This is a genomic window from Pseudobdellovibrionaceae bacterium, from assembly GCA_019637875.1.
Classification (GTDB): Bacteria; Bdellovibrionota; Bdellovibrionia; order Bdellovibrionales; family Bdellovibrionaceae; genus JAHBUW01.
Genome location: JAHBUW010000022.1, coordinates 1 through 18,521, shown reverse-complemented (window position 1 = coordinate 18,521; position 18,521 = coordinate 1). Strand labels below are relative to the sequence as shown.

At 59.0% G+C, this 18,521-nt stretch carries 15 protein-coding genes; 9 read left to right on the top strand and 6 right to left on the bottom strand.

Annotated features, from left to right (window positions below):
• Nucleotides 1-102 precede the first annotated feature (102 nt).
• From KF767_18670 to KF767_18645, 6 genes are all read left to right on the top strand, one after another.
• Entirely contained in the window at nucleotides 103-1,611 is a 1,509-nt protein-coding gene (locus KF767_18670) for a DsbA family protein (GenBank protein ID MBX3019918.1), read from the top strand.
• 212 nt (nucleotides 1,612-1,823) lie between these two features.
• The gene (locus tag KF767_18665) at nucleotides 1,824-2,429 is read left to right on the top strand and encodes a hypothetical protein (protein MBX3019917.1); all 606 of its coding nucleotides are present in this window, start codon (nucleotides 1,824-1,826) and stop codon (nucleotides 2,427-2,429) included.
• Nucleotides 2,426-3,127: a MotA/TolQ/ExbB proton channel family protein gene (locus KF767_18660; GenBank protein ID MBX3019916.1), complete on the top strand. Its 702-nt coding sequence runs from the start codon at nucleotides 2,426-2,428 to the stop codon at nucleotides 3,125-3,127. Before KF767_18665 ends, KF767_18660 begins: the two co-directional genes overlap by 4 nt.
• Entirely contained in the window at nucleotides 3,111-3,815 is a 705-nt protein-coding gene (locus KF767_18655; GenBank protein MBX3019915.1) for a hypothetical protein, read from the top strand. Before KF767_18660 ends, KF767_18655 begins: the two co-directional genes overlap by 17 nt.
• Entirely contained in the window at nucleotides 3,812-5,341 is a 1,530-nt protein-coding gene (locus KF767_18650; GenBank protein MBX3019914.1) for a hypothetical protein, read from the top strand. The genes KF767_18655 and KF767_18650 overlap by 4 nt, the downstream gene beginning before the upstream one ends.
• A gap of 113 nt (nucleotides 5,342-5,454) precedes the next feature.
• Nucleotides 5,455-5,730, top strand: a complete 276-nt coding sequence (locus KF767_18645) for a hypothetical protein (GenBank protein MBX3019913.1) — start codon at nucleotides 5,455-5,457, stop codon at nucleotides 5,728-5,730.
• An 82-nt stretch (nucleotides 5,731-5,812) separates the two neighbouring features.
• Here the strand turns inward: KF767_18645 and KF767_18640 are convergent, their stop codons facing one another.
• The gene (locus KF767_18640; protein ID MBX3019912.1) at nucleotides 5,813-6,481 is read right to left on the bottom strand and encodes a hypothetical protein; all 669 of its coding nucleotides are present in this window, start codon (nucleotides 6,479-6,481) and stop codon (nucleotides 5,813-5,815) included.
• A gap of 120 nt (nucleotides 6,482-6,601) precedes the next feature.
• Nucleotides 6,602-7,684: a hypothetical protein gene (locus KF767_18635; GenBank protein MBX3019911.1), complete on the bottom strand. Its 1,083-nt coding sequence runs from the start codon at nucleotides 7,682-7,684 to the stop codon at nucleotides 6,602-6,604.
• Nucleotides 7,685-7,921: 237 nt separating this feature from the next.
• On the opposite strand from KF767_18635, the gene KF767_18630 reads away from it, so the two are divergent.
• The 3 genes from KF767_18630 (at nucleotide 7,922) to KF767_18620 (ending at nucleotide 12,760) form a co-directional block, all read left to right on the top strand.
• Nucleotides 7,922-9,994 carry a hypothetical protein gene (locus tag KF767_18630; protein MBX3019910.1) on the top strand — a complete coding sequence of 691 codons (2,073 nt, stop codon included), beginning with the start codon at nucleotides 7,922-7,924 and terminating at the stop codon, nucleotides 9,992-9,994.
• Nucleotides 9,995-10,128: 134 nt separating this feature from the next.
• Nucleotides 10,129-11,280, top strand: coding sequence for a hypothetical protein (locus tag KF767_18625; GenBank protein MBX3019909.1), 1,152 nt, complete (start codon nucleotides 10,129-10,131; stop codon nucleotides 11,278-11,280).
• A gap of 109 nt (nucleotides 11,281-11,389) precedes the next feature.
• Nucleotides 11,390-12,760, top strand: coding sequence for a trypsin-like peptidase domain-containing protein (locus KF767_18620; GenBank protein ID MBX3019908.1), 1,371 nt, complete (start codon nucleotides 11,390-11,392; stop codon nucleotides 12,758-12,760).
• Here KF767_18620 and KF767_18615 read toward each other — a convergent pair.
• The 4 genes from KF767_18615 to KF767_18600 form a co-directional block, all read right to left on the bottom strand.
• On the bottom strand, nucleotides 12,757-13,707 hold the full coding sequence (locus KF767_18615; protein MBX3019907.1) for a DUF393 domain-containing protein: 951 nt from the start codon (nucleotides 13,705-13,707) through the stop codon (nucleotides 12,757-12,759). The two genes, KF767_18620 and KF767_18615, sit on opposite strands and share 4 nt — an antisense overlap.
• Nucleotides 13,704-14,930 carry a DUF2817 domain-containing protein gene (locus KF767_18610; protein ID MBX3019906.1) on the bottom strand — a complete coding sequence of 409 codons (1,227 nt, stop codon included), beginning with the start codon at nucleotides 14,928-14,930 and terminating at the stop codon, nucleotides 13,704-13,706. The genes KF767_18615 and KF767_18610 overlap by 4 nt, the downstream gene beginning before the upstream one ends.
• Nucleotides 14,927-16,594, bottom strand: coding sequence for an acyl-CoA dehydrogenase family protein (locus tag KF767_18605; protein ID MBX3019905.1), 1,668 nt, complete (start codon nucleotides 16,592-16,594; stop codon nucleotides 14,927-14,929). Before KF767_18605 ends, KF767_18610 begins: the two co-directional genes overlap by 4 nt.
• Nucleotides 16,591-18,521, bottom strand: a 1,931-nt coding sequence (locus KF767_18600) for a Smr/MutS family protein (protein MBX3019904.1), incomplete at its 5' end; no start/stop codon positions are given. The genes KF767_18600 and KF767_18605, both read right to left, overlap by 4 nt.

Below are 18,521 nucleotides of genomic sequence, written 5' to 3'. Positions count from 1 at the left end.
GAGTTCCATCTTCCGTTTCGCCCCGTGGCCTAGGCCGCGGGTTGATTCGTTTTCCGTCCCGGCGCAAAATGGAAAGACTGCTTTTCCAAGGGGGAACCACCCATGCGCCACTCAATGCGTTTTGCTTTGTCCGTGACTTCAATGGCTTTGATCGCGGGCTGCACCGGCGGTAAAAAGACCGGCTTCGCTTTGGAAGACGCGCCGATACGCTTCGTATCTGCGGATTTGGGCGACCCGGCGCTGCTTGCGGAAGTGAACGGCATCAAAGTGACCAAGGCGCAAATTCTGGATAAGTCCCAAGTCATCAAGGATCTTGATCGCCTGACGAACGATTTTCTGATCGGGCAGGCGTATCTGAAAGTCGTCGAGAAGTGGCAATTGAACCGCGGTGCCAGCGCGTCAGTGGTGGAAGAGGCCCCGGCGGCGGCGAAGGTTGAGACCGAAAAAGTCGAAGTTCGCCACGGACGGACCCGTCCGGCGGCGCCCGCTGCGCCGCGGGCGAGCGGAGCGGTCGTAAAGATTTTCCTTCCCGAGAGTGAAACGCCGTTGAAAGACATTCTGATCCGTTTCGATCGTCAGCCGGTCGCGGGATTGGGGATCGAATACGCGACGACCGAGGATGCGAATCTTTTGGCCGAGGGTCGCGGCGTACGCGTGACTCGCGACGATGTCGAAATGCAGCACGGACTGATGCAGTCGATCGAGCAACGTCGTTACCTTGAAACGATGTCGCAAATGCAGCAGCAGCTTGCGCGGATCTTGGTGAACGCCGAGGCCGAAAAGCAGGGTTCGAACCTGCAGGACTTCGTGAATCAGAAAATTCTCGCCGGGAAAAATTTCGATTCCACGACGGCCGAGATGGAAACCTACCTGAAGTCCATCGGTTCGAGTCTGAACGACTTTGACGACGCGGCCCGATTGAATCTGCAGGCATCGATGAAAGGGCGTAAAGAACAGCGCGCGATCGAGCAGTACGTCGCCGATCATCTGGTCGACGGTCCCATCAAGACTTCGGTGAAACCTCCCCACGCGAATTTGAAATTGAGCGGGGAGTGGCAGCCGGTGCTCGGTTACGGGGACGCTCCGGTTTCGGTGGTGGCGTTCACCGGTTCGACCTGCCCGGATTGCCCAGAGACCTTGAAGTTGCTCAAAAATATCATGAAAGAGCACGATGGCTACCTGAAGCTCAACGTCATCCACAACTTCAATACGGGCGACGGCATCGCGCGCTTGTTCAGCGAGGCTTCGTTGTGCGTGGACGGGCAAAAGCGCGGCAAGTCCATCGACTTCCTGAATCAGTTGGCGGAACTTCGCGGACAGGTCGATGAAAACCGCTTTTACGAATGGGTGGGGGCGAACAAGCTCGACGTGGACGAGTTCAAGAAGTGTCTACTCGAGGGCCGCAGCCGCGAACTCGTGAACCAGCATTTGGCTTACGCTCGCGGCGTGGGCATCCTCGCGAATCCCACGCTGTGGATCGAGGGGCAGATGATCGAAGGCGTCGTGCGCGCCAATGACGTCGAAAAAGTTCTCGATCAAAAGATTCAGGACAGCGGCGCCACTTGGTTGTCCGCTTTCATTCGTCGCCTGAAGGCCTTCTTTCAAGGCTGAATAGACTTAAGTTAAAACTGGACACGACGGACGTCGCGACATCGCGACGTCCGTCGTGCTTTTGACTCGCCATTGGTCGCGACGGGATCGCTTACGCGCGCGTCGAAGGTCTTGGGGTTAACTCGTAAATGCATGAATTTTCAGGGCAATAATTCCACAACTAGACTTAGCCGACGGTCTTAACTGCCGAAAAGATTTACGGAGGCATCACTATGTCGAAAACGCATTCTTCTTTGCGATCCTTAATTTGGATGATGGTGGGCGCTGCGCTTTTCACGCAGACTCCCGCACAGGCCTTTTTGAGTTCGACATTCCAGGTGAAGCTGCAAGTTCCGGCCGTGGGTGAAGTGTTCGATCCCGTCTCGCAAACGAAGACGCCCCTGAAAGCTCAGGAATCGATCGAAGTGACTTTGAATGAGCCGAAGATCGTTCAGTTGGACGGCCATATTCCCATGATGATCGTGCCGATCAAAGACGGTCTTAGTGAGTTGAAGTTGAATCCGCCCACGATCAAGGACGCGACCGCGCACTTGGTGCAAGGTGAAATCAGCATGTACGTTTCCGAGATCGTTCAAGGTATCGAGGACGTGCGTACCGAGCTGCGCATGAAACGTTACGACAACGCGATGACGCGCGTGCAGCAGCTGCAATCGAAATACCCCAAGGTCGCATTTCTCGAATTCATCAAGGCCTCGGTCTACTTCCTACAAGGGCGTAAGTCCGACGCGCGCACGGCGGCCAGCATTGGCTTGAAAGCGCACCCGGACTTTGAAGAAGGTCGTAAGTTCATCAAATCGTTGGGCGGAGAAGGACAATGAGCTTAGGAATCGGCTTTTTACTGACGCTCGGTGTGATCATCGCTTCGCTCGAAGGTTCGACGAAAGACTATATCAACATGCACTCCATGATCCTCGTGATCGGGGGAACCTTCACCATCGCGATTTTCTCGACGCCGTTGGGAATCATGAAGTCGCTTTGGCACACCTTCGTTGACGCCGTCAAAGGCGACGAAAGCGTCAAAGATTTTCAGGAGCAGTTGGTCAAGCTGGCCGAAGACCGCTCGAAAGAGGTCGCGGGTCACACGCATCCGATGATCGAATACGCGCACGAGCTGTGGGGACAGGGTATCGATCCTGATCTTTTCATCGTGCTGCTTTCGCAGAAGCGCCGTGAACTCGAATCGAAGCAAAACGACGCGATTCACGCCCTGAAGAACTTGGCGAAATATCCGCCGGTTCTGGGGATGACCGGTACGGTCATGGGTATGATCAGCCTGTTCTCGGCCCTCGATCAGAACCGCGACAAGATCGGTTCCTCCCTCTCGGCCGCCATGACCGCGACGTTCTTCGGGTTGATCGTGGCCAACGGACTGCTCGCGCCTTTAGCGGATCGGCTGCACGTCCGTCACGTCCGTCACGTGCGCGTTCTGGAAAACATCTATGAAGTTTTGCTTTTGATCAATCAGGGTGAACCGGTCATTTTGATTCGCGAGGAGCTGAATGAGCGAGCTGCGTAAAAAGCCCAGAAAACTCCGCGTCGAGCGGAGGACGAGCGGTGACTCCGGGATTCACGCCGAGGAATCCTGGGCGGTCTCGTACGCGGACATGTTGATGGTCCTGCTGGCTTTCTTCGTCGTGTTCTTCTCGATTGATAACAAGTCCGAAAAGGACGATTTGATCGATCTTCTGTCCGGAAAAAAAGCCGCCGCGGGTGACCGCGAGAAGGCGGGCGGTAACGTCGTGGAACAGGTCCGCGTGGGCGATAAGGTCGGCCAAGCGGCGGAAGGCCTCGAAGGCCTGCAGAAATTCGTGATGAAACTTCCGGGTTTCGAGACCGAGACCCGCGTGGAAGGGCGCAAGCTCATCCTGCATTTCCCGGAGAACATCTACGGTCCCGGAAAGTACATGCTCACGGGTGACATGATGAAAAGCCTCGATGAAGTCATCGATCGCCTGAAGCCCTACCAGGCCGGCGTGGACGTCGCTTTCGTGGGTCACACCGATGAAAAACAATTGCGGGCGAGCCGGGGACGTACGCTCGCCAATAACTTTGATTTGAGTTCCCTGCGCGCTTCGCGCGCATTGCAACGGGCGATTGAAATGGGCATCAAGCCGGCGACTTTGTCGGCTCAGGGGGGCGCGGAATTTTCGCGTAATACCCGTAGCCTGACGATCGTGGTGAGTCTGAAAAGGGAGGATCCGTGATCCGCGTCCGATGGAAACCCATAATGATGGCGGCGCTGTTCCTCAGCACCCAGATCGCCTTGGCGGCGCCCCTGAGCACCGTCATGGAGCTCGAGACGAACTTGACGATTAAGATCAAGAGCATCGTGCAACCGGTGGATCCGGAAGCGATGGTCATCGTGAACGTGACTCCGCGTCGTGTGAATACCAATCTGCCCGTAACGGGGATGGAGGTTTTCGGATTTTTCACCGTCGAGCAGGCGGGCCGCGTAGAAGACTCGGATGTCGATTCCGTACGTGTACAAATCTATTCCTCGGTAGAAAATTTTCCGGATGAGGTCTCGCGCATCATCGAATCCGCGGTCAAACCCTATACCAAGAAGGGCCAAGTTACGATCTCGAAAATCGACGACGCGACTTCCGCAATTCTGAAGAAACGCAAAGAGTCCGCCAATATTCAGGCCGATAGTTTGCAAAAAATTTCGATGGAGTACTCCGAACATCTTTACCGCCTGGTTTATATCTTGGCGGGAAGCGTGGGTTCGGTGATCCTCGTCGTGAGTGTGATGATGATCGCGATGCTGATGCGCGCGTTCAAGGGACTGGCGACCAAAATCGGTGAAATCAAAATCGACACGGGCGGAGGTAATGCGCCTTCGATGTTGCCCGAACTGGCGGCGGCGAGTCGCGAAACGACGCGTGGTGGGGGCAGTGCGGGGACCGGCGCGATCGCGGGTGGACCGACGATGGACGATATGGGCGTGGTTTCGCTTAAAGCGATCCTTTCGGACTGCTACTGGTGCGAAAAGGACGCTTACGCGAACTGGATCTGGGCGCAGATTTCCCCCTCCAAAAAGACGGAGCTTTTGCAGTCTTGGCCTGAGTTGGGGGCCTACGTTGAGCACTTCTCGCTGACCCAAGCGGGTGAAGAGCGTTACCACAACGATCCGTTCTATCTATATCCGACGCCGCTCGAAAATATTTCGAACGACGATTTGATGCGCGTTCTTTCCACCAACAAATTGGTCTGGTGGGGGATCTCGTCCATGCGTAAAGAGTCGGTGAACGTCTCGTTACGCGATCGTATCGACTTCAATCGCGGCGGCGCGCGCGGTTCGGCCGTGCAGATTCCGACGGTGAAGTCGGCGGCCCGGGCGCTCCCGATGCAGCTGCAGATTTCGTCCCTTTCGGAAGACGACGAAATGTTGCTCTTCGAGCAGCCTTATCTTGTGTCGGCCGAGGTGGCGCGGAAACTGCCTTCGCTTGTGTGGTTGGCGCTTCTGCCGGCGGAAGATTGCGTGAAGATCATGAATTCGGTCTCGGCGCAGTCGCTGGCGGATTGCTGGGTCGGTCCGGCGGCCGTCCTGGAGCGTTTGCAAAATCAGATGCCCGAGAAGCGGCGTGCGCTCTTCGGTGAATACCTGACGAAAGCTCGTCCCCGTCGTGGCTCGCCTTTCCTGAAAACTTTGACGGACGCCGCAGTCCCGATCCTGGAAAAGCAGTGGCCCCAAGAGCCCGGTACGATCAGCGAATCCAATGCCGCTTAAAACGAAAACCCGGGCCCCGCGCCCGGGTTTTTTCGTTGAGGGGACCGTGTAAGACGAGCCCAACCCCTTGTGCGCGTGGCGGGACCCGGGTAGATTGGACCCCGGAGGTTCCCATGAAAACTCTCGTTTTGGCTTTGGCGGTCCTGGCGTCCAGTTTCGCCTTCGCGGAATCCGCGACCACCGGTTATGAGAATCGTCCGCTCCCGACGGTCAGCGCGGATCTGACGACGCCTCCCGCCCCGGCGAAATCCGCGACCTGCGTGGTTCCCGAGAAACAGTCCTGGGCGGAAGTTTCGGTTTCGCGACTGGCGCTCGAAGCGCAAGGCACTTGCGGGGCCCCCATGAAAACGACCGCCGAGAGTGAATCGGCCCCCGCACTGAAACGTTAGACTTTGATTCGAGATGAACGAAAAAGCCGCGGCCATGAACCGCGGCTTTTTTTATTTTACGGTCTGTGGGATCTTTCCGATCCTACTGATCGAGAATCCCATCATTGTTTTTGCACTGACGGGCGCGTTCGCCGGTGGCGAAGAGGGTCTGCGAGAAGAACTTGAAGGCCTTCTTGCATGCCGCCGATTTGCTTTCCGCGATGAGTTCGGGTTTGGTCACGAAGGCCGCGAAAACTTCCGCGAACTGCTCATTGAATTTGTCATCCGAGTATCCCGAGACAACGCAAGGAGCAGAGCCGACCTGCTGACGGTACATGGCGTAGGCGCCTTGATTACCGACCAAGTGACCCAGCTCATGCACGAGTTGCGCGACGTTCGAACCGAATTGCTTCGCCCCTTGACGGGCGATTTCGATTCCCGATCCGGTTTGGCGCGAGTTCTTACCATTGTTTTTGAAGATGAACGGATAGGGGCGTGAGCCCGGACCCTTCGCCATCGCGAGAGGGCGATCGCCGTTGAGATCCTCGATCCACATCAGTCCCGTACCCAACGCGCGAATTTCAGACTCCTTCGCATTTTCGGTCGTCAGGTTGAAACGCGCGAGCGCGCTTTCGGCCTGACTCAGGCTGACGATATTCAAACAACCCTTTGCGGCGACGCTGTCATGCTTGACGGCAAGAGCGAAAACCGAGGGGGCACTCAATAACAGTCCGCCGATCAACGCGACGGATTTCCAACGACTCAATGTCATGGTCGACTCCTTCCAGTGGTGACAGGCGCCTTCTCCAAATTTCGGGCCAAGCCGTGGAAGGAATAGATTGCCGTTCATTTCCTGGAAAGGCCAAACTTGAGCGCCCCGGGACGGCCAGCGTCAGCGATCAAATGGAAAACAGGCGACGCGAAGCGGACCTTCTTCGGTGCGGGGAAGGGATATCTGGAGCCGGCAGAAGCCGTGATCGGCTTCGTCGCGGTAGTAGACCGCACATTCGGTACTTTGATTCTGTTCGCAGCGGAGCTCCGTGCGGATGCGCTCACGGATTTCGGAAAGCTTGGCGTCGCCGAAGGATTTCGCGAAGGACGTGGCTTCAGGATCTTCGTACTGACGTTCGTAAGGATTGCTGATCAACAGCGGCGTCGCCTCGAGAGTTTTCAGGAAGCTTTCGGCCAAGTCCAAACGTAAGGGCGATCCACGGTGGATCGTGCGGTACGGAGGCTCCCGCAGGCGCGCCTCGATCAGACTGACTTCGCGGTCCTTCCATGAGCGGACGACGTCTTCGCCCGGTTCGGTTGGCGAGGATTCGAATGATTTGAGCGCATGCAGCTCGAGCAGGGAGCCGCCGGCGGCTTCCAGTTTTGCGAGCCACTCATTGAGGGGACGGGGCGTGCCATTCAAAAGCGTCAAATCCAAAGAGTAGGGATAGATCTTGCCGTTCGCGTTTTTCACCATGATGAAGGGCGCGACGTGGAATCCCCACTGGATGGTGGCGGGCGTGACCGGCAGGTGCCGGGATTCGACCCGGATCATGCCGCGCGCGAAAACGTTGCCGACGAAAATTTGCTTTTTCGCCAGGACGTATGACATCGTTTCGGCCCGGCCCATACAGCCATCGATCTCTTCAAAGTAGTCGATGGGCAGCGCGCGTAAAGTCTGCGTAATTTCTTCGAGTTGGGCTTCGCTGACGACGCTGAGGCTTTTGAGATAGTTTTTGTTCGCGGCCATACGTTGAAGAAACTGCGCGCCGCTCAGGTAAGGGACCTTCTTGTAGCGTCGGCGCAGCTCCACCTCGCACACCTCGAGGGCCTTGTCTTCATAGATCATGCAATCCCGCAGACGCTTTTCGACGTAGTCCTCAACGGGCGGCGGGAGCTTAACGGTTGTCGCGTGCGCCGACAGGGCGACGGAAAAGGTCATCAGAAGCAGCGCATGGATCAAGCAGCGTGAAGAGGACGTCATATAAGGATGAAAGTGCAATCGCGTGGCCAAAACCCTGAAGAAAAGGAGGTGACCGGAAGCGTCCTTTTCGCCCAAAGGTTAGCCGCCACGTCGCCCACAATGGAGGTCCTTAAGCTCCGGTGAGGGGGTTGGAATATGAAGTAATTTTATATAGTTACATCATTTTTGAAAATCCGGGGAAGGAGGGGCATGGGCCTCGCAAAACAGGCCGCGGAAGCAAAAATTTAGGAGGACCGAATGAAGAACAATTCGAGCCTGCGTCACCTGACTCTGGGAGTCTTGGCCGCGGCAACCACTTTCACATCGATCCGCGCGAACGCGCAGCTCAATTTGGATATCTTCGGCATCTTCGGTCGCCGTGAAGAGCCCCGTCGCGAACGTCGCTATCAACCCGAAACTTGGGAACAGCGTCAGCGCCGCGAACAAATGGAGCGTCGTCAGCAGCAGCAACAGCGCCAAGTCGATCCTTGGGCGAGCCAACGTGGTCAGCCCCTCGATATCACTCCCGCGCAACGTGAACAGCCCCGGTTGAACACCGAAGGCATGACCGCGAAAGAAAAAGAGCAAGCGATCATCGGTGAGTTCCGTAGCCAGCCGGCTTCGGGTCAGCGCATCCGCGTTTCGCGCACCGAGTGGACCGAAGAAGATGAAAACGTCTTCGGCATGTTCGTCCAACAAATGGGCGAGGCCGTGAAAGCCGGCAAGTGCTCGACCGTCAAAGGCTGCATGAAGAGCCAAACGGCGAATATGTTCATCCACACCGACGCTCCGGGTTTGATCATGTATTCGGACTGCGCGGATTTCCCTTACTTCGCACGCGCCTACGTCGCGCAAAAACTGGAACTGCCCTTCGGTATCGTCGCGGGCCTGGAACTTTTGAAAGCGCCCGTCGCTTCGGAAGCGAACCGCGAAGACGATCTGGCCGAGTCGCTGCAGAACGGACGTTTGGACAACTCGCCCTACGGTAACGTCGCGACTTCGCGCGGTGGGAACAATATCCCCGCGAAAGCCGGACAAGGCCGCCACATCGAGCAGTACCTCGAGTCGATCTTCGACGTCGTTTCGACCCGGACCTTCCGCGTCGGCCCGATGAACCCCTCGCGCGTCACGCTCGATACTTATCCCGTGAAGATGAATAAAGACGGGATTAAGGTCGGCACGATCATTCACTCGACCGGTCATATCGGTCTGGTGTTCGACGTGGATCGTAACGGAACGATTCATTTCATCGACGCGCACCCCGACGGGTCGTTGACGTATAAGATCATCAAACCGTCAACGCTCGATCGCTCGCGTCCCGAGCACGGCTTGGGCTTCTACCGCTTCCGCAATATGCGTGCGGTGGGCGGACAACGGAATTACGACGGTGAAATTTTCGGTGCCCGCGTCGTTCCCGAGTCGAACGAAGAGCTCATCGCTTCGGGCAAGTATTCCCTGGAGCAGTACTTCGGTATCAATTCGATGGTGACTCCGGACACTTCGGTGAGTCCCGTGGCTTGGAAATCCGCCTTTAACAGTACCGGTTTCTTCGATTACTTGGGCCAGAACCTGCGTGGACAGGGCGTCTGGATCGAGGCGGACGAAGCCGTCGTACGTCTGATGGATTCTCTCTGCACCGAGATGCAACAGCGCGTGAAGGACGTGGATGTTGCGATCAATGCGGGAACTCCGCGTCTGCCGCACCCCTCGGCGCTTCCCGTGAATATCTTCAGCACGGATGAGCAGACTTGGGAGCAGCAGTCGTCTCCCGGACGCGACGGTCGTATGCGTGCCTCGGTGAACGATATCGCGCGCGCCGCAACCAATCAGTGGGCGCTTGTGAAAGCCAAAGGCACCGGCGTTCGTTTCCGGGGCGGCAACAACGTCGCTTACCGCGACACCCTTCGTCGCGAACTGCGTGAGATGGATAACAAATGCCAGATCACCTATACCAAATCCGACGGTCGCCGTCAGACGCTGCGGTTCTCGGATGTTCTGCTGCGCCTGAACAAGATGAGCTTCGATCCCTACCACTGCGCCGAGAAGCGCTGGGGTGCGAGCGGAGAAGAACTCGCTTCGTGCCGTGACACCGATCGTGGCAACGAATGGTACAACGCTCAAACTCAGATGCGGAACTACCAAGGGAAGGTCACCCAGAACGAACGCCTGGTGATCCGCAGCACGCAGCCGATCACCATCGACATGCTCTTGTCGAGCGCGTACATCGATCAGCCCGACAGCGCACCGATCAACCTCGGTTACTCGCGCGCCCCGCTGATGAATCTGGACGGCTTCCTGGCGTCCGACCGTTTCCTGCAGTCCTTGCAGTAAACCTTAAGGTTTCCGGACCTCTAAAACCCGAAGGGCCCTCCCTTCGGGTTTTTGCGTTTTTCCCTCTGAAAAAATGACCGTGCGGGGTCATGACATTCGAGGGGCGCGGCGGAATTTGGTAGAATCAAAGTCCTTTGAACTTCACGGGCGGACTTTTTCTTTTACTGACGTTGTGTTCGTTCGTGCCCGCGCATGCGGGATACCTTTGCCGGCAGGTTCATCATCCCGAAGCGGGCCTGCGTTGGAAGCCCGCGGTCGACTATTTCATGTCCCTGCGGACGAACCCGCGTCACTTCTGGGCCTTCGCGCGCCAGACCGCCAAAGAGGTTCCGACCGAGAACGCAGCGATTCTGACCGAAGGTTTGATCACGGGTGACTTTCATTACCAAAACATGGCCGCGCGCCGAAGCGACAAACATCTGAAAGTGGATTTCATGGATCTGGATGACGGAGGTCGCGGACCTTTCGCGTTCGACGTCGCGCGGTTTTTGGTCACGGTGAAAGCGATCGATGCGCAAGTGGACGTGGGGCCGCTTTTGAAGGCCTATACCCGTGGCCTGCGCGGAAAGAAGGACGATAAACCTTCGCGGATCGCCGACGTCATCCGTTTGACCGACAAAAAGATCGCGAAACGCGACCGCGAGTTCTTAGAGAAAAACACGGACGGCGAGGCGCTGAACTTCGAACGTCTAGGGTTGACGAAGCTTGAGGAATCAACCCCCGCCGAGCGCGCCTTGATTGAGGAAACGGCGGGCGTACTGGGCCGTTTGTTTGAGTCCGACGTGATGAGTTCGGCTTCGCGACGTCGCGTGGATGGGGGCAGTCAGGGCTTCTTGCGCGTGTGGACGTTGCTGCGAAACGATGGCGGCGTTCGGATCTTCGAAGCGAAAGAACTCGGCGAACCGGCCCTGAGTTTTTGGTCGCCGCAAAAAGACGCCGCGGAACGTTTACCGGAATTGATGGAGGCCTACTGGGGCGAGCGGCGCCCCGAATACGGTATCATCAAAAGCGGGGGCCGCAATTTTTGGTTTCGTCCCCGTGTGAAGAAACACTTCCGCACGGACCTGCCGTCCGCACAGGACCGCGAGGGTCGCCGCATGCTGCTCGCAGAAATGGAATACTTCGCGAACTACCTGGGGCGCCGTCATGGCGCCCAGACTCCGGCCGAGCCCTACCGCGCTTTCGCCGAGAAGGACTCCGCCGCTTTCCAAACGGCGCTGCGGGAGTTCGCCGACAGGTACGATCAAGAGGCCCGTCGTCAGTTCCGCGAGCAGACGCGCCCCTGACCAGGCTTTAGACGGCTGCGCGTTCCGCGCTGACGGTCCGTCCACAAAAAGCCCTGGGAATCGCACCGTTGGCCCACGTTCCGGCGTGAGCTTTGCTCTTCCTTCAGGTATGAAATCAGCTCGTCTGTCGCTGTCGTTCGGGATCTGTCTCATTTCGGGAATTTTGTCGTTCTCTTCCGCGTTCGCGGCGGTCGATACCGCGACCCCGTTGGACGGGGCGACGATCCCCGATACCGGCGAACAACGTCAGACCCCGGTCGAAGGCCCGCGCATCGGCGCCGTCGGCGAGTCGAGCGGCGTTTTCCACATGGGCGCCAGCGGTTGCAATGCCTGGGTGGTCGACGGAAACCACATCGTCACCAACAACCACTGCGTCGATCGCGGCGGCGTGAAACTCGTGTTCTACCGTCAGGGCGGAAAGATCGAAATCACGAATTGCAAACCCCAGCCGGTCGCGCGCAGCGCGAAGCTCGATTACGCCGTTTTCAATTGCCCCGAGATCGGCGCGAAAGTCCCACCCGTACGTATCGCCGACCGTGAACTGAAAACCGGCGAGGACATCACCCTCGTCACCCACGATCTGCAGAACCCCGGCAAGCAACGTCACGCCAAAGGCAAGATGGGCGCTCCGGTAAGCCTGCCCAACGGCGGTACCGGCTACGAAACCATCGGGGCCACCGTGATCTCGGGAAATTCCGGAAGCGTGCTTTACGACAAAAACGGGAACGCCGTCGGCCTGATCTGGGGCGCGGACGAGACGAACCCCAAGACGGGCGTCATGTCCTCTTTGCGTGAAGTCGTCGCCGACATCAAAAAACACACGAACCAAGTCGCCTTCAACCTGACCGGCGAGCCGAATCGCGTCGTGGCGGATACTCCGAATAACGGGAAGTCCGAGGACCGCGTGCCGCGCACGGCTTCGGAAGAGCCGCCGGCGCGCGTGGCGGAAACTCCGGTCCGCGATACGCCCGTGGCGGCGGTGAATAATCCCACGCCGGTCGATACCACGGTCCCCGCCGTCGCGCCGGCGAACGTCACGCCGACCAGCGCGCGCACCGATACGGGTTCGAGCTTCAAAGACAATCTGCCGACCATCGCGCTCGTGGGCGCGGGGATCGCCGCGGCTTTCTTGGTTTACAAAATCATCCAAGACCGCAACGAAACCGACCGCAAATACGCCGAGCTTCAGTACCAGCAGCAGCTCGCCGCGAACACCGCGACGACGACGGTGACCACCACCGGCACGGGGACCACGCTGACGACGCAGCCGTCGACGGCCGTGACCCAAGCTTACCAGGGTCCGGTGTCGCAGGTGTTGAAGCGTGATCTGGCCGGGACAACGAATGGCGTGAAACGTGTCCCCATGATGGTGAAACGTTTGGGCGCGCACCGCATGCCTTATTTGCGCACGGACTACGTGCAGCAGCGGCCCGCGGCGGCGCAAGCGCCGTCACGTCGGTTGAAACAAGAATCCCTCTAGATAAAAAGACTTCGCTCTTCTTTGGTCGGCAGGCGACAGGTCTCGCGGCGGCCGAAGAAGCGGTAGCGATGCCGCGCCACCAGCCGGTACACGCCGTCCCGCAGGGGACGCGGAACCGCGCGGGCAAGGATCGCGAAGACTCGCCACAGGCCCCCCAGATGCTCGCCGATCGCCAGCGCCGCGTCCGAACGGTCGAGCGTTCGTTCGCCCCAAACCACCAGCAAACTTTCAAGATCGTCCGCGGCCGTCGTTTTGGTTGCGGGCAAGCGACCGTTCATGCGCCACAGGTCCGCGGTGGGTCCCTGTAAGGTCGCAAAACGCAGGCGGCGCGATTCGGCGTCTTCGCGAATCAGGAAATCCACCGTGCGGTTGCAAAGTCCGCAGTGTCCGTCGAAGAAAACCGTGAGGTCGGCTTTCTGTCCGCGCGGTTTCACCCAGGCGGGGTTGAAGAGCACCGCGACCGTCACCGTGAGCATCGGATCGAAGAGAAAAACGCTCAAGATCAGGAACAGCACCCAGAATCCCCAAGCCCAGCGGGGGAGCGTGAAGGGAAACCGCGGGCGCGGGCGGATCTCGTCCATCACGCCGAAGATTCCGTAACCGACGAGCAGCGCGATCAAACTGATCGCGCCCGGAGTCAGAATCAAAACCCGGACGTCGATCAACGCGAGCAGCGTATAGGCGATCAACCAAGGGACGACGGAAAGTAAACGCCGCCATGGGAGCAGGAGCGCGTAGAGCGCACCGGCCAAGGTGACCGACTGAATGCCCCAGTGAATCGGCAAGAGCGGGATGACGTTCGGAAAGTACCCCAGAAAATATCGTCCATCGGTCAGTTCGCCGTAGCGTAACAGCTCGAGCTTCACGCCCGGAAATAGCCACAGAAAACCGCCGGCCAAGTACAGCGCCAGGACGATCCGATTCAGACGGGCGTGCGCGGGCGTCATGGCTGCGCGCTCCAGCGGGTCAGGACCTGTTGGAAAAACGCCCGGCCTTTATTGCGAATTCCGTCCCGCCATTCGAGATCTTGCGGCGCGAAGAGTTCCATGAAATCCGCTCGCGACGCGGCGATGTCGCGCTCTTGCGTCCACGGCAGAATCCGGCGCGCGTTCTCGCTCGCCATCGTGTGCAGCGAGCCGAGCTGCGCGGGGATCGAGGTCCCCTTGGTGCCGAACTCCATCGTCATCGCGGCGGTTTTCAGGCCCTCGGGTCCGCGCTCTTCCGCGAAGTCCAAGAAGTCCCCCGCGACCGAATAGAATCCCTTCGTCGCTTCGGTGGTGATTTTGTAGACCTCATTGGATTCCGTCCCGAAGAGTCGCGCCCGTAGATCCGCGCCGGTGGGGGCGGGCTCGTCACTGGGCATCAGGTGCAAAACACCGCGTTCGCCAAGGCCCGTGTGAATGTCGATCAAAAGCGCCTCTTCAAAGCCTTGGAGTTTTTCGTCCAACTGGCGTTTGAGCCATTCGACTTGGGGTTCCGGCGCCGTGCCGCCGTAGAAAAGTCCCCGCGCTTCTTCGCGTTGACCGCCGGCGATCGCTTGATTCATTTCGTCCACGGTGAACTGAAAGGTCGCGATTCGCCACAGCAGTTTGAACGAGAATCCGAAGAACGAGAACCAACCGGGGCCCGAGATGTTTTCGGGGGCCAGGATCTCTTTCAATTTCTGAAAGCCCGCGTTGGGTTTCCAGTCGGCGTCCTGCTTGGAGGGGAAGTTGCGGTTCAGATCCACATTGTTCGCGGTGACGCGGGAATTGTTCGCGTAACCGTAAGGATTCAGCGCGTGCACCAGATAAACGCTGATGCCTTGATCCAGAAAGCGCGACAGGTTTTCCTCGACGAAATCGCGTTGGACGGCCGCGCCGGCGTAGGTCTCGATCCCGTGAACGCCGGAAACCAGGACGAGGATCTTTTTAGAATTTTCCGCGCGCCAGAAAAGGCTGTCGACGCTGAAGTCGTTTTGCGGATCGACGGGGAAGATCTCGCAGACCGTATTCTCGTCGGGAGAGACGGGGCAAGCCGAGCGGAAGCGTTCGCGCGAGTCGTAGTAGTCCTTCGGGAAGTCCGTGGGTTTCGGGGTCGGGGTGGACTGCGGCGACTGTGACGGCGAAACCGACGGCGTTTGCGCGAAGAGCAGTCCGGGGATCAAAAGCAGGGTCCAAAACAGTTTCAAGGAGTCTCCTCGCGGAAGAGGGCGGCCAGGCCCGCTTCTTCCGCCTTTTCGCGGGGGTGAAAGTCGACGGGGCGATCCGCGCGGCGCGCGACTTCACGGTCGAAGGGATGCCCGGTGGCGAGCGCGAACTCGAAAGCCAGCGAACGCGTGTAGATCTGCGCCAAAGCCAGCGCGAGTTTGCGCGCGTTCCAGGCCAGGATTTCGGGCGACTGCGTACCGACCCATTGGCTGACGCGCTCCAGATCGTGGCGCAAGGTTGAAAGGCCCGGGTCCATGCCCGAAGGATCGATCTTTTTCAGGCGGGCGGTGACGTCATTGTGAAAAATGGTTCCCGCGTTTTCTTTTTTGAAGGCGCGCAGGATATCCATGGACAGCACGTTCGTGGTGCCCTCCCAGATGGGGAAGACCTGCGAATCGCGTAACAGCACGGGCAGTCCCGTGTCCTCGACGTAACCCGCGCCGCCGAAACTCTCCAACACTTCCGAGGCGACGCGCACGGCGCTCTTCCCGGTGGACAATTTCGCGAGCGTCGTCAGCAGTCGGAGCAGCGTGGATTCTTCGGCGTTCGCGAGCTTCATCTCTTCGCGACCCCACAGGGTCGCGGTTTTGAAAATCAAGAGCGTCGCGAGGGCCTTTTCGGTCGCGAGCTCCGCCAAGGTCTCCATATGCAGGGGATTGGCGGCGAGGGTTCCGCCGAAGGCGACGCGTTTTTTCGCGTAGTCCTCCGCCAGTTGCAACCCGCGGGTCATCGAGCCCACCGAGCAGACGGCGTTGTAGATGCGGGTGACGTTGAAAAGGCTCGCGATTTTTTTGACGCCCTGGCCGGGGCCGCCGACGAGGCGGGCGGGCGTGCCTTCGAGCGCGAGTTCCGCCGTGGGCAGCGCCTTCGTTCCCAGCTTGTCTTTCAGGCGGTGGATCTTAATTTTCCGCAGACGTCCGCGATCGTCGTGGGTACGCATGAAAAAGAGCGATAGTTCATTCTTCGCATCGATTGCGGGCGTGATCCGCGCGAGCGTCATCGCCATCTGCGAGGTCGTGGCCGACGTGAACCACTTCGTTCCGCTGAGCGCGTACTCGCCGTCCAAACCGGCGCGCGCGATCGTTTGGCTCAAACCCACGTCGGAACCGCCCGTGCGCTCGGTCATCCATTGTCCCGAGGTCCAGAACTTCGCGGGATCGCGGCTGGTCAGATGATCGAAGGCGACCTTCATTTCGAAATGATCGCCGTAAAGTTCGATGGCTTTCGCCGCGCCGTCGGTCATGGCCAAAGGACAGCTGAAAAGCGCGCTCGACGGATGGTAAAGATATAGAAGCGCCATCTGGAAGACCCGGCTGAACTCGCCCTGACGGCGCTCATAACCGGTGGCGACGACGCCGTACTCGGCGGCCAGACGTTCCATCTTTTTCCAGGCGTCCGAGACGTCGATGCGGTCGATGCGGTTCCCCCACGGATCGAAGGGGACGTGGACCGGCGGAGACGTCTCGGCGACCCGCGCGGCCGCGAGCATATCGGTCGCCGCGCGTTCCCCAAGATCGCGCAGGATCGGCGCGAATTTTCCAAATTCCCCGCCCGTGTGGAAGCCCAGGATCCGTCGCAAAAGTGCGTCGGCCTCGAAGGTATTTTTCAGCTCCGGCCCCGCTTGGAAAAATTCGGCCTCGGTCATGGACGTTCTCCTTCACCCAGTTCGGCCCAAGTCACGCCGTCGCCACCTTGCTCGGGCGAGCCGGCTTTCCATTTCTTTACGTAAACGCTGCGCGAGAGGTAAGTCCGCACCGCCTTTTTCAAAGCCTCGGTGCCGTGACCGTGGATGACTTTGATGCGGTCTTCCTGCGAGTTCGCGGCGTTATCCAGTCCCATCTCGAGCGAGCTGATCGCTTCTTCGACGGTCATGCCGCGCAGATCGAGCGTGCGGTCCGCGTCGGACAGTGCGACGGTCACCTGGCCTGAGCTGCGTCGCACGAGCTCCGCGGTCGGGTTCACGGCGTGTTGCGGGGGCCGCAGCTCGGTCCACGGCAGGCGCAGTTGGATCGAATTCGACAGCACCAGGATTTCGCCTTTCCCGTTCGGCAGCGATTGGATGATGCCGTCCTGATTCAGCGAGGGCACGAAGACCTTCGTTCCGGGCGGGTAGCGTTTACCGAACTCTTCCGGTGTTGCGACCTGCACGGTCGCGGACTGTCCCGGGCCGGGGCGACTTTTTACGATCTCGGGAAGTTCACGTTTGATCTCTTGCAGGGCCGAGTGACGTTTGAAGGTCTGCTCGACTTTCGCGGCCGCGATCATGTCCTCGATCTTCTTCTCGGCTTGGCGAACGGCTTTGGCGAGCAGGTTTTCTTTTTCCTTCTCGAGCTCGGCGCGCATTTTTTCGTACTTTTCTTTTTCGAACTTCGCGCGGTTCTGCTCTTTCTTTAGGATGTCTTGCAAGGTGTGCAGATCGCCGCGCATGCGGTCGATTTCGTCCATGGCGTTCAGCCGCGCCTTCGACGTCGGTGACAGGAACTCGACCGCGCGCTCGACGATGTCGGCCGGGATGCCCACGCGACGCGCGGTCTGGATCGCCAGCGAGTCGCCGGGAATCCCCTGGATGAAGTTGTAGGTCGGGCGTCCCGACTTCGCGTCGTATTCGAGCGAGCCTTGCAGCACGCGGTCCGAATCGTCCCAGCCGGATTTAAGCGGTCCCAAGTGGGAGGTCACGACGGCAAAGACTTCGTTGTTCGAAAAAGTTTTGATGAACGCGCGCGCAAGCGCCGAGCCCTCTTCGGGATCGGTCGATCCGCAGATCTCGTCGACCAGGATCAGATTGCGGCGGCCCTGCAAACGGGTGGCGGCGTCCAGGATTTTCAAGTGCGCGGCGAAGGTGGACAGCTCTTCACCCACGTTTTGCGCGTCACCGATGCCGATATGGACGCGGTCGAAGAACGGAAGCTTCGATCCTTCACCCGCCGCGATCGGCAGCCCCGCGCGCGCCATCTGCGCGGCCAGGCCGATGGATTTCAGAAGCACCGTTTTACCGCCCGCGTTCGGTCCGCTCAAAAGCAGGATCGATTTTTCCGGTGTCAGGCGCACGCTGTTCGCCACGGGCTCTTTGCCGTTGGCGATCAGCATGGGATGTTTCACTTCGTTCAGCGTGATCTCGTCGTCGGTGAATTCGAAGGACTGGGCGCGGATCAGCGCGCTCCATTGGGCTTTGGCCAGGCCGATGTCCGCATCCAGCAGCACTTGTTTCGACGAGGCGAAACTTTCCGACTGGCCCGCCAAGTAGTGCGAGAGCTGCTCGAGCAGGCGCTCGATCTCGTCTTCGATTTCGACTTCGACCTGGCGCAGGCGGTTGTTCAAAGGGATGACGACTTCGGGCTCCATGAACACGGTCTGCTTGGTATGCGAGGAACCGTGGATCACGCCCTTCACCGAATGCTGCGAGCCGCTGCGCACGGGAAGGACCCAGCGCCCCTCGCGCGTGGTGACGTATTTGTCTTGCAGGTAGTTCTGCATCTGGTGATCGTTCACCAGACGGTCCAGGTGCGTCTGGACCTGGCGTGCGGTGTTTTCTTTTTCGCGGGTCAAGCGGTACAGCGTTTCCGAAGCGTCAC